At 66.1% G+C, this 12,980-nt stretch carries 13 protein-coding genes and 1 pseudogene; 6 read left to right on the top strand and 8 right to left on the bottom strand.

Annotation, left to right across the window (positions count from 1 at the left end):
- Positions 1 to 4: 4 nt before the first annotated feature.
- From NG696_RS02190 to NG696_RS02200, 3 genes are read right to left on the bottom strand one after another with little or no spacing between them, the layout of a single operon-like run.
- On the bottom strand, positions 5 to 1,069 hold the full coding sequence (locus NG696_RS02190) for an ABC transporter permease (protein WP_252573789.1): 1,065 nt from the start codon (positions 1,067 to 1,069) through the stop codon (positions 5 to 7).
- Positions 1,050 to 2,612, bottom strand: a complete 1,563-nt coding sequence (locus NG696_RS02195) for a sugar ABC transporter ATP-binding protein (protein ID WP_252573791.1) — start codon at positions 2,610 to 2,612, stop codon at positions 1,050 to 1,052. Before NG696_RS02195 ends, NG696_RS02190 begins: the two co-directional genes overlap by 20 nt.
- 8 nt (positions 2,613 to 2,620) lie before the next feature.
- On the bottom strand, positions 2,621 to 3,616 hold the full coding sequence (locus tag NG696_RS02200) for a substrate-binding domain-containing protein (RefSeq protein WP_252573793.1): 996 nt from the start codon (positions 3,614 to 3,616) through the stop codon (positions 2,621 to 2,623).
- A gap of 199 nt (positions 3,617 to 3,815) precedes the next feature.
- Between NG696_RS02200 and NG696_RS02205 the strand changes: the two are divergent.
- Positions 3,816 to 4,665, top strand: a pseudogene (locus NG696_RS02205) (bile acid:sodium symporter family protein).
- 82 nt (positions 4,666 to 4,747) lie between these two features.
- Here NG696_RS02205 and NG696_RS02210 read toward each other — a convergent pair.
- The 4 genes from NG696_RS02210 to NG696_RS02225 all read right to left on the bottom strand — a co-directional run bounded on the left by NG696_RS02210 (position 4,748) and on the right by NG696_RS02225 (position 6,857).
- On the bottom strand, positions 4,748 to 4,891 hold the full coding sequence (locus NG696_RS02210) for an MFS transporter small subunit (RefSeq protein WP_252563712.1): 144 nt from the start codon (positions 4,889 to 4,891) through the stop codon (positions 4,748 to 4,750).
- 1 nt (position 4,892) lies between these two features.
- Positions 4,893 to 6,287: an OFA family MFS transporter gene (locus NG696_RS02215; RefSeq protein ID WP_252573795.1), complete on the bottom strand. Its 1,395-nt coding sequence runs from the start codon at positions 6,285 to 6,287 to the stop codon at positions 4,893 to 4,895.
- A gap of 211 nt (positions 6,288 to 6,498) precedes the next feature.
- Complete coding sequence (locus tag NG696_RS02220) at positions 6,499 to 6,657, bottom strand: hypothetical protein (protein ID WP_252573797.1); 159 nt, start codon at positions 6,655 to 6,657, stop codon at positions 6,499 to 6,501.
- Positions 6,627 to 6,857, bottom strand: a complete 231-nt coding sequence (locus NG696_RS02225; protein ID WP_252563717.1) for a hypothetical protein — start codon at positions 6,855 to 6,857, stop codon at positions 6,627 to 6,629. The genes NG696_RS02220 and NG696_RS02225 overlap by 31 nt, the downstream gene beginning before the upstream one ends.
- Before the next feature lie 293 nt (positions 6,858 to 7,150).
- On the opposite strand from NG696_RS02225, the gene NG696_RS02230 reads away from it, so the two are divergent.
- Positions 7,151 to 8,866: a serine hydrolase domain-containing protein gene (locus NG696_RS02230; RefSeq protein WP_252573799.1), complete on the top strand. Its 1,716-nt coding sequence runs from the start codon at positions 7,151 to 7,153 to the stop codon at positions 8,864 to 8,866.
- Positions 8,867 to 9,290: 424 nt separating this feature from the next.
- Here NG696_RS02230 and NG696_RS02235 read toward each other — a convergent pair whose 3' ends face one another.
- On the bottom strand, positions 9,291 to 9,434 hold the full coding sequence (locus NG696_RS02235) for a hypothetical protein (RefSeq protein WP_156380336.1): 144 nt from the start codon (positions 9,432 to 9,434) through the stop codon (positions 9,291 to 9,293).
- A gap of 140 nt (positions 9,435 to 9,574) precedes the next feature.
- Between NG696_RS02235 and NG696_RS02240 the strand changes: the two genes are divergently transcribed.
- The 4 genes from NG696_RS02240 to NG696_RS02255 all read left to right on the top strand — a co-directional run bounded on the left by NG696_RS02240 (position 9,575) and on the right by NG696_RS02255 (position 12,902).
- The gene (locus NG696_RS02240; protein ID WP_252573801.1) at positions 9,575 to 10,081 is read left to right on the top strand and encodes a PEP/pyruvate-binding domain-containing protein; all 507 of its coding nucleotides are present in this window, start codon (positions 9,575 to 9,577) and stop codon (positions 10,079 to 10,081) included.
- A 644-nt stretch (positions 10,082 to 10,725) separates the two neighbouring features.
- Positions 10,726 to 11,985: a serine/threonine-protein kinase gene (locus NG696_RS02245; RefSeq protein WP_252573803.1), complete on the top strand. Its 1,260-nt coding sequence runs from the start codon at positions 10,726 to 10,728 to the stop codon at positions 11,983 to 11,985.
- The gene (locus NG696_RS02250) at positions 11,982 to 12,509 is read left to right on the top strand and encodes a hypothetical protein (protein ID WP_252573805.1); all 528 of its coding nucleotides are present in this window, start codon (positions 11,982 to 11,984) and stop codon (positions 12,507 to 12,509) included. Before NG696_RS02245 ends, NG696_RS02250 begins: the two co-directional genes overlap by 4 nt.
- A gap of 45 nt (positions 12,510 to 12,554) precedes the next feature.
- Complete coding sequence (locus tag NG696_RS02255; protein WP_252573807.1) at positions 12,555 to 12,902, top strand: GNAT family N-acetyltransferase; 348 nt, start codon at positions 12,555 to 12,557, stop codon at positions 12,900 to 12,902.
- Positions 12,903 to 12,980: the final 78 nt, after the last annotated feature.

Consider the following 12,980-nt stretch of genomic DNA (forward strand, 5'->3'; position numbering starts at 1 on the left):
GCCGTCAGGCGCCTTGGCGGGAGCGGCTGACCCGGTCGGTCAGCACGGCGACGATGATCGCGATGCCGATCACGACCGGTTGGAGGTTGGGCGAGACGTTCAGGAGTGACATTCCGTTGTTCAGCACACCGATGATGAGCAGTCCGATGAACGTGTTGAGCATGCCGCCGGAACCGCCGGACAGGCTCGCGCCGCCAATCACGACGACAGCGATGACGTTCAGGAGGTCGGCTGCGCCCGCCGTGGGCTGTGCAGAGTCGAGCCGGGATGCCACGATGATGCCGGCGAGTGCGGAGAGGAGCCCAGCGATCACGTAGACGCCGATCTTGATCCGCGTGACGTTCAAGCCCGAGAGCCGGGCCACCTCGGCGTTGCCGCCGATCGCGTAGAGAGCACGGCCGGAGGGGCGGAACCGGAGCCAATAGGCCGCGATGAGGAACGTGGCCACCATGATGAGCCCCTCGAGCGGGATCCCGAGGATGTCGTTGCTCGTAATGGCCAGGTACCAGTCGGGGAACCCGCCGATCGGGTTGCCGTTGGTCAGATACAGGGCCAGGCCGGCGCCGGCCGACATCGTGGCGAGGGTCGCGACGAACGGCTGGATGCGCCCGTACGTCGAGAGCACCCCATTGACTAAGCCGACCGCCGCGCCGACTGCGAGCCCGGCGACGACGCACAGCTCGAACGGCTGCCCAGCCGAGCGGTACAGCCAGGCACTGGTCATGATCGAGAGTGCCAGCGTGGATCCCACGGACAGGTCGATCCCGCCGATGAGGATCACCAGGGCCGCGCCCACGGCCATGATGCCGATGTCGGAGTTCTGGGTGACGACGTTTGACAGGTTGCGCCACGTCAGGAAGTACGGAGACATCAGGGACAGCACGATCATGACGGCGAGAAGGCCGAGCAGCGGTCCCGGCACCGCCCGGAACATCTTGGCGGCGGCCTCGCGCAGCGCCCTGCCGCCGCCACCCTTGCCCGCGCCACCCTTGTCCGCGCCACCTTTGTCCGAGGTCCGGTCCCCGTGCCCCGAGGACCTCTGGCTTAAGTCACGATCCGTTGTTCGCATGGCTACTGCTCTTTCTACTGCTGGGAATGAGGGTGGACGGCGCCTGGGAGGCCGAGTGCACGGCCAGCGACATGACGCTCTTCGGGTTGGCTTCTCCGCGGCTGAGGATCCCGCGCTGCCGGCCCCGTGACATCACGAGGACCCTGTGCGAGAGGCCGAGGACCTCATCGAGCTCGGATGAAACGACGACGACCGCCACCCCCTCGGCTGCGAGGGAGCGGATGATCTCGTAGATGGCCATCTTGGCGCCCACGTCTACGCCGCGGGTCGGCTCGTCGATGATCAGGACCTTCGGGTCCTTGACGAGCCATTTGCCGATGAGAACCTTCTGCTGGTTTCCGCCGGACATCGACTTGACCGGGAGCGCCATGTTGCCGCGGACGTCGAGCCGGCGGGCCTGGACTGCCGCGACCTCCCGGATCGCCTTGCGGGTGAGCAGGCCCTTGCGGGCGAGCTCACGCTCCCAGGGGAGCGTCACGTTCTCCTCGGCGGTGCGGTCCAGGTTGAGGCCCTGGCCCTTGCGGTCCTCCGGAACCATGACGATCCCGGCCCGGATGGCCGAGTGGGGATCGGTGCACGGGAGCCTGCGGCCTTCGAGGATCACCTCGCCCGAGTCGGGGCGGTCCACACCGGCAATGGCTCTGACCACCTCGGTCCGCCCGGCCCCGACGAGGCCGGCGATCCCGAGGACCTCCCCCGCCGCCAGCTCGAAGTTGATGTCCGCGAAAGCGCCGCGCCGGCCGAGGCCCCGGACCTCAAGCACGGTCGTGTCCCGGCTCGGCTGGGGCGGGACGTGCTCGTACGTGAACTCGCGCCCGACCATCGCATTGATGATCTTCTCCTTGTCCACGTCGCCCGAGTTCCAGGACTGGACGCGCGAGCCGTCGCGCAGGCACACGATCTCGTCTGCTACCTCCTGGACCTCGTCGAGGCGGTGGGAGATGTAGACGACGCCGGCACCGGCCGCCCGCAGCGCGCGGATCCGCTCGAGGACGTGCTCGGTCTCCGACTCCCCGAGCGACGCCGACGGCTCGTCGAAGACGACGTACCGGGGCTGCCGGCTGAGGGCCTTGGCGATCTCGATCTCCTGCTGCATGGCCATCGAGAGGCCGCGGACCGGTCGGCGGACGTCGAGGTCAACGCCGAGCGAGTCGAGGACGGCCCGCGACTCGCTACGGACGTGATCCCAGTCCACGCGCCCGAGCCGGCGCGGCAGCCGGCCGAGGAAGATGTTCTCGGCGACCGAGAGGTCCTGGATGAGGCGCGTCTCCTGGTGGATGAGCGCCACGCCCTGCCGGAGGGCCTCGGCGGGGCTGGACGGGGCGTAGTCCGCGCCGTCCAGCCGCATGCTGCCACCATCCGGCTTCACCACGCCGGTGATGATCGAGCTGAGGGTCGACTTTCCCGCGCCGTTCTCCCCCACGAGCCCGACGACGTTGCCCGGCGCGACCCGGAAGTCGACCGACTTCAGAACCGTCACCCCGGAGTAGGCCTTCATCAGACCCGTACCCTCCAGGCCGACAGAAGCTGGATGTGTCGTCATCGTCGTGTTCACTTGAAGGACTGGGCGTCCGGGCCGTAGAAGTCTTCGACCTTGTGCTTGGTTACCGTGTCCTTGTTGATCAACACCGTGTCCTGGTACTGCTCCTTCGGAATGTCCTGGCCCTTGCCCTCCATGAGGGCAACCGCGTTGCGCACCGCCAGCTGGCCCATCATGTACGGCTGCTGAGCCATCGTCGCCTGGGTCAGACCGCTTGCCACCCCGTCAAACATTGTCGGAAATCCGTCGATGCCGACCGAGAAGATCGTCTTACCGGAGGCCTTGGCCGCCTTCGAGGCGCCGAGGGACATAGCGTCGCTCTCGCCGAACACCGCCTTGAGGTTGGGGTTCGCCGTGAGGATGTTCTGGGTGGCCTTATATGCCTCGGTTTCGTCCCAGTTCGCAGTCTCCTCGGCGACGACCTTGATGTCGGGCGTCTCCTTAAGTGCCTTCTGGCATCCCTCCGTGCGCTGGATCTCGGCGGTGGATCCGAGCACGCCGTGCAGGATGGCGATGTCACCCTTCCCGCCGATCTGCTCGAACATCCACGTGCAGAGCTCGTACGCGGCTTTGACGCTGTCAGTAGCGATGTAGGTCGCGAGATCGCCCTGACCGGACTCCGGGCGCTGGTCGACGGCGACGACAGGGACGTTGGCCTTATTGGCCGCCCGCACGCCCGCCGCCGCGGCCGTCGAATCCTGAGACGTGAAAATCAACGCGCCGATCTCCTTCGTCAGGAGGTCGTTGACCTGCTTGACCTGCGCCGACGAATCGTTGTTGGCCGACGTGATGTTGACTTCGTAGCCGAGCTTCTTAGCCTCGTCCTTGATGCCCGCGACCTCGGCCACGTAGAAAAGCGACTTCTGGTCGGCCACCGAGACGCCAATCACCTTCTTCTGGCCCGCGGCGACGGGGGCGCTGCCGCCCCCGCATGCAGCAAGCGAGAACGCCGTGACGGCTGCGGTCAGAACGGCACAGCCCAATCGGATTATTTTGTGGGAAGTCATCATCGTCTCCATGCCTCATCGGCGTCAGCTTTATTCTGAACATTTTTATTCAGCCTCGTAATTACTATTCAACAATGGTGCGTCCTAGATCACATGACTGTCAAGAGGCACTAAAAATCCGAGAGTCAGGAGGTTCCAACCGACGCGTTCGCCGGCCCGATTCTGAAACGGACCGCTCACTGTGATAATCCGGTACGCATTGTCTTCCAAATCCGAATCATCCACGACGGCGTCCGACGCCGAAGAACGCAGCGCCCGCGTCGCCGTCACTCTCTTTCCCCTACTTATCCTTTTGCCGGAGGAGCAATAGCGCTTGCCGCGCCAACAGCCTTCACTGGGCTAGCCCCCAGGATCACTCCCCTGCTCGGAGTCATCATGTTCGGCATGGGCCTGACGCTGACGCCCCCGGACTTCGCCGTCATCGCCACACGCCCGGTCCCCGTGGTGATCGGGGTTGTGGCGCAATATGCCATCATGCCGCTCCTGGGCTGGCTGATCGCCGCGGCGCTCGGCCTGCCGCCGGCGCTGGCCGCGGGCGTCATCCCGGTGGACGCCGGCTCGATGGCGTGGTCCATCGTCCAGGTTGTGCTGATCCCTGTACTGCTGGGACTCGTGCTCCGGACCTTCCTGCCGCGGCTCGTCACCAAGGCGCTGCCCGCCCTTCCCTGGATTTCCGTCCTCGCCATCACCCTTGTGGTGGTCGCGGTCGTTGCCGGAAGCGCAAAAGCCATTTTCGCAGCCGGACTGCTGGTTCTCGCGGCCGTTATCCTGCACAACGGCCTGGGATACGCCCTCGGCTACGGTGCGGCCCGCCTGTTCCGGCTGCCCATCCCCGCGCGGCGCACCACCGCAATCGAGGTCGGCATGCAGAACTCGGGCCTCGCAGCAGCGCTGTCCCGGAGTATTTGACTCCCGAGTCCGCCCTGCCCGCCGCTACCTTCTCGGTCTGGCACAACGTATCCGGCGCGGTCCTGGGCGCCTACTGGCGCCGCCGCAGCACACCTGCTGTAAGCGCTGGCGAGCCGGCTCCCGTGGCTGTGACGGAGTAGACCTGGTCCGATTAAAACGTGGAAGGCGGCCGACCGGGTGTACCGGGCGGCCGCCTTCTGCATGTGGCTGGGTTCTCCGGCTTCAGCCGAAGAGCGCCGCCACGCGGGTCAGGGTCTGATAGATGCCGTATGCCAGCGGCACGCCCACCAGCGCCCAGGCGATGGCGAGTTTACCGATGGATACTTTGGCGGGCGCCTCCGCGCCAGGGGTGTATGCAGTGCTCATCTCAGGCCTCCATGGCAGGTTCGTGTGCCCGTCCGCGGTCGGGGCGGGGTTCGTGGAATCGTGCGTCCACCGGCTTGACCAGCAGGTTGGCCAGGAAGCCGACCACCAGCAGCGCCACCATGGTCAGCAGTGCCGGCTGGTAGGACGCGGCATCCAGCTGGCCGGGCTTGCCCTGGGCATCCAGGAACGCGTTGACGATCAACGGCCCGGCCACCCCGGCGGCGGACCAGGCGGTCAGCAGCCGGCCGTGGATGGCCCCCACCTGGTAGGTCCCGAAGAGATCGCGCAGGTAAGCCGGGACAGTGGCGAAGCCGCCGCCGTAGAAGGAAATGATGACGAACGCGAGCGCCACATAGAGGAACGTGGTGCTGGATCCGGCCAGCGCCAGCACCGTGTACAGGACGGCGCCGACGCCGAGGTACACCATGTAGATGCGCTTGCGGCCGGTGACGTCGGAGGTGGAGGACCATACGAAGCGCCCCGCCATGTTGCCGATGGAGAGCAGCCCCACGAAGCCTGCGGCGACGGCGGCACTCACCAGGGACACGCCGTCGGACTGGCGGAAGAAGTCCTGGATCATTGGCGCGGCCTGTTCCAGGATGCCGATGCCCGCGGTGACGTTGCAGAACAGCACGATCCACAGCAGCCAGAACTGGCGCGTCTTGACGGCGTTCCTGGCCGAGACGTTTTCCGTGGTGACCAGCTTGGCGGCTTTGACCTTGGCGGGGTCGAACCCTGCCGGCTGCCAGCCTGCGGCCGGGACCTTGATGGTGAGGGCGCCGAAAAGCATGTAGGCGAGGTAGACGACGGCGAGGGTCAGGAAGAGCTTGCCCACGGCATCGCCGCTGGCCACCCAGTCCTTGGCGCCGGAGTTGGGGTCGTACGCCTTGAGCAGGGCAGTGGAGACCGGGCTTGCGATCAGCGCGCCGCCGCCGAAGCCCATGATGGCCATGCCGGTGGCGAGGCCGGGCCGGTCCGGGAACCACTTAATCAGGGTGGACACAGGCGAGATGTACCCGATGCCCAGACCGATGCCGCCCACGACGCCGTAACCGAGGTAGACGAGCCACAGCTGGTTCGTGAAGATGCCGAGCGAGCCGATCAGGAAGCCGCCCGCCCAGAACATGGCCGAGGTGAACATCGCCTTGCGCGGGCCGTTCGTGTCCACCCACGTGCCCATGATCGCGGCGGAGAGGCCCAGCATCACGATGGCGATGGAGAAGATCAGGCCGATTTCGGTCAGGCTGGCATCAAAATGCTTGACGAGTGCCGTCTTGTAGACGCTGGTGGCGTAGGCCTGGCCGATGCAGAGGTGCACTGCGAGCGCCGCTGGCGGTACCAACCAGCGGTTAAACCCCGGCGGGGCAATAGTGTGTTCACGGTCCAGCCAGCCCATATTTGCTCCATTGTTTGTCGAAGACGCCTGTGTCCAGCGATCTGGAGGCCAGACCTCCCCTCAGGTCAATGCCTCCGGCAATCATCGTGCAGATACTAAGCAAACGTACGGTTCATGCGCCGAGTGGTACCGAACCAGCGTTGAGCGGACAGTTCGTAGAGGCTCCGCTTCCCCACGCGGCTGCGGCACCCAAGCGGCGGGCCTGGTGCTGTCACAGCTGCCTGCGTGCCGTGCCGCCAGCAATGAGGTCTTCGGCGCGAGCAGCCAACAGGGCGGGCAGGTGCGCGAGGTGCTCGGGAACCGATGTCGGGGCCTCCGCCGCCGCAACGAGCAGGCCCGTCACGCCGGAGCGGGCTTCCTCGACGTCCATCCCCCAGCTGCCAGCCTCCCTGCCGGACCGTTGATGGCTTTGGACTGCAACGGCAAGGACAGCGAGAGCAGGGCCGCGCCGGCACCGTACTCGGCCACAAGGTCCGGGAGGTATTCAAGCCGCGGACGCAACGATGTTCCCGTGAGCCATGCAATCCGCCGGCCATGCAGCCAGACCGCCAGCCGCTCGTTCCGCGTCACCTCTTGACGTCCAAACGTGAGAACCGCGGAATAAGGGCAATGTTCCGCTCGAGGCCCGCACCGCCGCGATAGCCGTCTCCAAAGAAACGTTCTCGCCCTGTTCCAGGCGGACGATGGTGTGACGGCTCGCGTTGATGAGCTCGGCAAGGCCGTTCACGATCATCACCCTTCTTCGTCGGCACCCAACTCGGGCGACGCCGTCGTACTCCCCCACGCCGGGGCCTGGATGCATTGTTTTCCACCCGGCCAGGCCATACCGTGAAGGGACGGTCAGCCGAAGTGCAGGTGCGGGCATGCGAGCTATTTCCTGGTCAGCGCGCTGTCTCCTGTTGTGCTTGCTGACCGTGGGGATCCTTGGCGGCGCCACCACACCGGCACCGGCCCCTTCCGGCCCGCCGGCCACAGGATCCGAGAGCCCCGAGCAGACCTACGACGCGCTGGACACCTTCCTCCGGGAGCAACTAGACACCCTCGGGATTCCGGGCGCCGCCATCGCCGTCGTCTGGGACGGCGTCCAGGTGCACTCCGCCGCATTCGGCCGCGCCGACGAATCCGGGCGGCCGATGACCGTCCAGACGCCGGTGCTGCTGGCCTCCACCAGCAAGTCCCTCACCGCCATCGCCGTGATGCAGCAGGTGGAGGCCGGTCGGCTGCAGCTGGATGAGCCGGTGCAGACGTACCTGCCCTGGTTCAGGCTGAACGACAGCCGCTCGCAAGCCATCACGGTCCGCCACTTGCTCCACCAGGCCAGCGGCATGTCATCCAAGGACACGGCCTTTGAAGCCTCCGACGCGCAGGGCCCGGAGGCTCTCGAAGAAGGGGTCCGCGCCCTGTCGGGCTCCGCGCTGGCCGGTAAACCGGGCGAGGCCTTCCGCTACGCGAGCGCCAACTTCAACATCCTGGGCCTCCTGGTGCAGACAGTCTCCGGCCAGCCGTTCGGTGACTACCTGGAGCAGCACGTCTTCGGGCCGCTGGAGATGGCCCACAGCCATCCGACGCAGGCTGCCGCCCGCGCGGACAATGCGGCCGCCGGCTACGCGCTGTGGTTCGGCGCGTTCTGGCGCCAGACCAACGTGCCTGCACCCACCACCGGTATGCCGTCGTCCACCCTGTACGCGTCGGCTGAAGACCTGGGCCATCAGCTGATCGCACTGCTCGACGGCGGGAGGTACGGTGATGCCCGGATCCTTCGGCCCGGGAGCGTGGCGGCGATGTTCGAACCGGGGGTGCAGGTGGACGGCTCCAAGGGGTACGCCATGGGCTGGTTCACCCGGCCGCTCGTGGAATCCGCCGATCCCGCAGCCCAGCCCGTCCCTGAGGAGGCGTTGCCGACGCTCCGGGAGCATCAGGGCGAATGGGGCAACAGCCACACCTACCTGGCCCTGGTTCCGAATTCCGGCCTCGGCGTCGCCCTGGTCATCAACGGCAACGACACCGCTGCCCCGTCGCGGCTCAAGTCCATCGACACCAACGTCCTGCGGATCCTCCACGGGCAGTCTCCCGTGCCCGCCGTGATTCAGGAGGACTGGCTGCAGCGCTACAGCTGGGCGGTGTCGCTGGCACTGCTGCTGGCGGAACTGCTGTTTCTCTGGCTGGTGCTGCGGTTACTGCTCCGGCGGCGTGCCGCGCCTCCGAAGCGCTGGGTGCCTCTGGCGTGGGGAGTTGCTGCTCTCGCGCTCGACGGTTTCGCCTTGTGGCTGTGCCTCAGCTACGCCCCGGCCCGGTTCGACACCCACCTGTTTGTGATCATCCGTCAATTTCCCGACGTCGGGATCTCGCTGGTGCCGGTGCTCGCACTTGCCATCCTCTGGCCAATTCCGCGGACGGTCTGGCTTCTTTCCGGGACGCGGGCCGGCCCCCATTCCACGCGCTGCCGGGCTCTACCAGTACGGTGCGTCATGGGTCTTCAACCTGGCGGTGGCCGAATACTTCATCTACCGGCGCGCCCAAGGACCCGCACGAACGCCCCGCCCTTCCGTCCGGCTGGCTTAGGGTCAGCCGGGAGCTGACGGTAGCCGCAAGCGGCGGAATTAGTAAGTGCGCTTACGGATTGGGATCTAAACTTAATCATGGACACGATCCCGGCGGTTTTCCTCGTCATCGGGGCAGCGTTCGCCTGGCTGGGCGTGACGCTAGTCGTCATTCTCCGCTCTCGGCGCCGAAGGAGTGCATCGAGGCCGGTACATCCAACGCATCCGACGGACCAGGCTCACCCCCGGACCGGCATGCGCTGGCGCCGCCTCCGCAGGATCGCGGACCAGAACACGGGAACTCCGGCGAGACGACGCAGCCTGAAAGTCAGGAAGGTCCGCCGGTAAAGGCCTCCCCCGATAACCGCCACTGGCACTTGTGTGGGTCTGGCTCATGTGCGGAGGCGACCGTCGGCACCCGCCCAAGCGCCGCCGTCGTACTTCTCCGGCGTACTCCGCCGCTTCAGGACACGCGGCGGAATTCTCCTGGCCGGAGCTGGACGTGGATGGGCAGCACCAGCTGGATATGGGTGTCGCCGATGGGCTTGTCGAGCAGCTCGTTGATGGAGGTCTGCCCTTCCAACTCGCTGTGCTGGTTTTTGCCCATGTATCGAGCTTATGTGCGCCACGGCGGGAGTGAATCCCAAGACACGGATGAGCTATGGCCTCTTGTCTGCGGCAGTGCCAGTATGTGGAGAATCAGGTTCGCTGCAGGCGCCCAAAACCGGGCAGTAAGGATGCGCGGTCATGGCCTACGTCAACAGTTTGGGCGATGTGGGGGCAGGCGACATCGCCATGGCCGGCGGCAAGGCCGTGGGACTGGGCGGCCTCCTTCAGGCCGGGCTGCCGGTCCCCCCAGGCTTTGTGCTGGACACCGCAGCCTATTCGCATTTTGTGGAAGCCAACCACCTTGAGGCCCGCATCCAGGAACTGGCAACCCTGTCACCGACGGCGGCGCCCCAGGACTACGCGGACGCCTCGGAGCGGATCCAAACCCTGTTCACGGCCGGCACGATGCCGGCCGACATCGCAGCAGAACTCGGCGCCGCCTACGAGCGTCTTGGCGACGGCGGGGATGCGGCCGTTGCGGTGCGTTCCTCCGCGACGGCTGAGGACCTGGCCGAGGCCAGCTTCGCCGGGCAACAGGAAACCTACCTGAATGTCCGCGGGGCCGAGGCGCTGTCCGCGGCGGTGATCGATTGCTGGGATTCCCTGTGGACGGCGCGACCGCCGCGGCGATCAGCAGCGGGATGAACCATCGGAGCAGGGCAACTTGAGCCGCCCCGACGTCTCCGCCCGTTTCACTCGCGGCGAGCGGTGCGAATTCCATTCCTGGCAGCATCGCGTACAGCGTGCTGCCGATGACGACGAAGGGCAGCGCGGCGGCGCTCCAGCGGTCTTCGCCTAGCTCGTGCAGGTGGCTTCTGATCGCGAGGAATGCCACGGCCAGGACTGCTGAAGCGACTCCCGTCGCCAAATGCACAACCCCCCAGCGCGTCGAGTCGGCGGTGACCTCCGCAACCAACGCATCAATGTTCGGCTGTGGACCCGGAAGGTACGGGTGGTAACCGAGAGCGGCGAGCAGGATCACTGGCGCGATCGCCACGACGCCTGCGCGAAGCGAATACTTAGCCTGGATAGACATGAGGAGCCTCCTGCAGCAGGTGCCACGCCGGGCTCCCTCCCACCGGAGTCGCAGTTCTGGAAACTCAGTATATGCCGGTGAGTCATGGGAACGATGCGGGCACCACTCACCGGTTCCTTGAGGGTGCACCACATCGCCGGTTCCGGATTTCCACGGCCATCCGGTGATGGCTGGCTTCACTCGGAGCGGCCAATATAGTAAGTTGCCTTATGATTTTGGTATATACATTGCCGCAGCGCCGGAAGGAACGGGTATGGTGGCGGAATCGCCGAGCTCCATCAGAATTGACGTGGTTGGCGGACGTTACCGGCTGGGCGAGGTGATCGGCCGAGGCGGCATGTCGTCCGTCTACCGTGCAAGCGATGAGAATCTGGGTCGGGACGTGGCCTTGAAGCTCTTCGCACCCCAGGCCCCCGACGCAGACCAGTTGAAACGCCAGGAAGCTGAGATCACGCTGCTGGCGACCCTGAACCATCCCAGCCTCGTGACGCTGTTCGATGTCGGCGTCGACCTACGCATCCCGGATGAGCCCCGGCCGTTCCTGACGATGGAACTGGTCGAGGGACAGGATCTGCGCAGCCGGATCAGGCACAGTGAGGTCCCCTTGGACGAGCTCGCCGTCATAGGAGCCGGCATCGCTGACGCACTGGCCTATGTCCATGGCCTCGGCATCCTCCACCGCGATATCAAGCCGGGCAACATCCTCTTGGTGCAGACCCGGCCCGGGGAGCCACTGCGGGCCAAGGTCGCAGACTTCGGCATAGCACGAATCGGCGACGCAACACGTCTGACCGCTACTGGAGCAATGGTGGGCACCGCGGCGTACCTGAGCCCCGAACAGGCTATGGGCTCCCCGCTCACCCCTGCCACAGACATCTATTCGCTGGGACTGGTCCTGCTCGAATGCATCAAGCAGACGATGGAGTACCCCGGCAGCGCTGTGGAATCTGCCGTGGCCAGGCTGCACCGCGCGCCCGCAATTGCCGCGGATCTCCCTGCCGAGTGGGCCGACCTGATCCGGTCGATGACGGCAATCGAGCCGCTGGAACGCCCGACAGCTGCGGACATCGAGACGGCGCTGCGGCAGGCCCTTGTCTCGCCGACATCCACTCCCGGCAAACTTGCACCGGAAACCACGCGTGTGCTGCCGGCCAAGCCGTTCAGGACGCCGTCCGTCACAGCAGAGTCGCCCTCCCCTAATCTGCCGGCCAGGCCAACCAACGAAGGCCCCAACGGCGAGGATTCCGCCAACGCCGCCCAGCCGCGGCTGGCGCCTGATGCCGATCAGCCCAGCCGCCCCAGGGGAGCGCGCCGACGGAAGTCATTCCGCGCGGGACAGAAGGTGCGGCTCTGGGTAGTGGCCATCCCGGTCGTTCTCGCGCTGGTGGGCGGGGCCGCGGCACTGACAGCGGGCCAGGCGCCAGAGTCCACATCCGGCGTCGTGCCTTACCCTGCGGTGAGCGGCACGCTGGGTGACCACCTTCAGGAACTTCAGAAGAGTGTGGAACCATGACCCCGTTTCAGTCCAAGAACCAACGCACCGGAGCACGGGGAGCAGGCCTTGCCGCCGCCCTGGCGGTGGCAGTCTCGCTCGCTGGCTGCGGCCCGGCCGATACCGGCATGCAGCGCGACACTGCCCACCAGCTCCAGGAACTCGTGCTCGGCGTGAGCCAGGCAGCGGCCGCAAACGATCACGCGGCCGCGCTCAAGACCCTGGACAGCCTGGAAGCGGACGTGGCGACTGCAGCCGGCAGCGGCCAGGTTTCCGAGGAACGGCGCCGGAAAATCATGACCAGCATCACCGCCGTCAGGGCCGACCTCAATGCCGCCGCAGACGCCGCCGCAGCGGCAGCGAAAGCAGCGGGAGCAGTGGCCGCCGCAGCGGCAGAAGCGGAGAAGACCAAGACCGACGCGGAAGCCGCCGCGCAGGCCGCCCAGGAAAACACTGCGCCCGTCGTGCCGGTACCTGTACCGGCACCAGCCCCTGCACCGGAACAGGGAAAAGGCGAGGGCAAAGGCAAAAACAAGAACGGCTAAGGATTTGCCGTCCACCCTGGCGGACCCTTCGACTACGCTCGTAGGATGCCTGTTCTCATCGCTCCGGACGTCAGTTATCACTCCTCCTGGCTGGAAGGATCCACGGAATTTGGCGGCGCCAACCGGGACGGTGGGGGCCCGGAGGACTGGTCCTTGGAAGAACTCAAAGATGCCCAGTCGTTCCGCCGCTTTGTCGATGCCCTCGTAAACGATGCGCTGCCGGAGAGCCCGCGCAAGCCGGGGTACGTGCCCTGCACGTACTTATGGATTGTGGAGGGTGACACGTTCCTTGGCTCGCTGGCCATCAGGCACGAGCTGAACGATTTCCTGCTCAACGAGGGCGGGCACATCGGCTACAGCGTGAGGCCCTCTGCTAGGTGCGTGGGTCGGTAATTGTTTGAGGGTTCCTCAGGTTTGAGCCGTAATGGCCCGAGGCCGGTTTCCTTGTCTTGGAAAGGTGCCGGCCTTTTG

It is taken from the genome of Pseudarthrobacter cellobiosi (assembly GCF_023913755.1).
In the GTDB taxonomy this organism is placed as follows: Bacteria; Actinomycetota; Actinomycetes; order Actinomycetales; family Micrococcaceae; genus Arthrobacter; species Arthrobacter cellobiosi.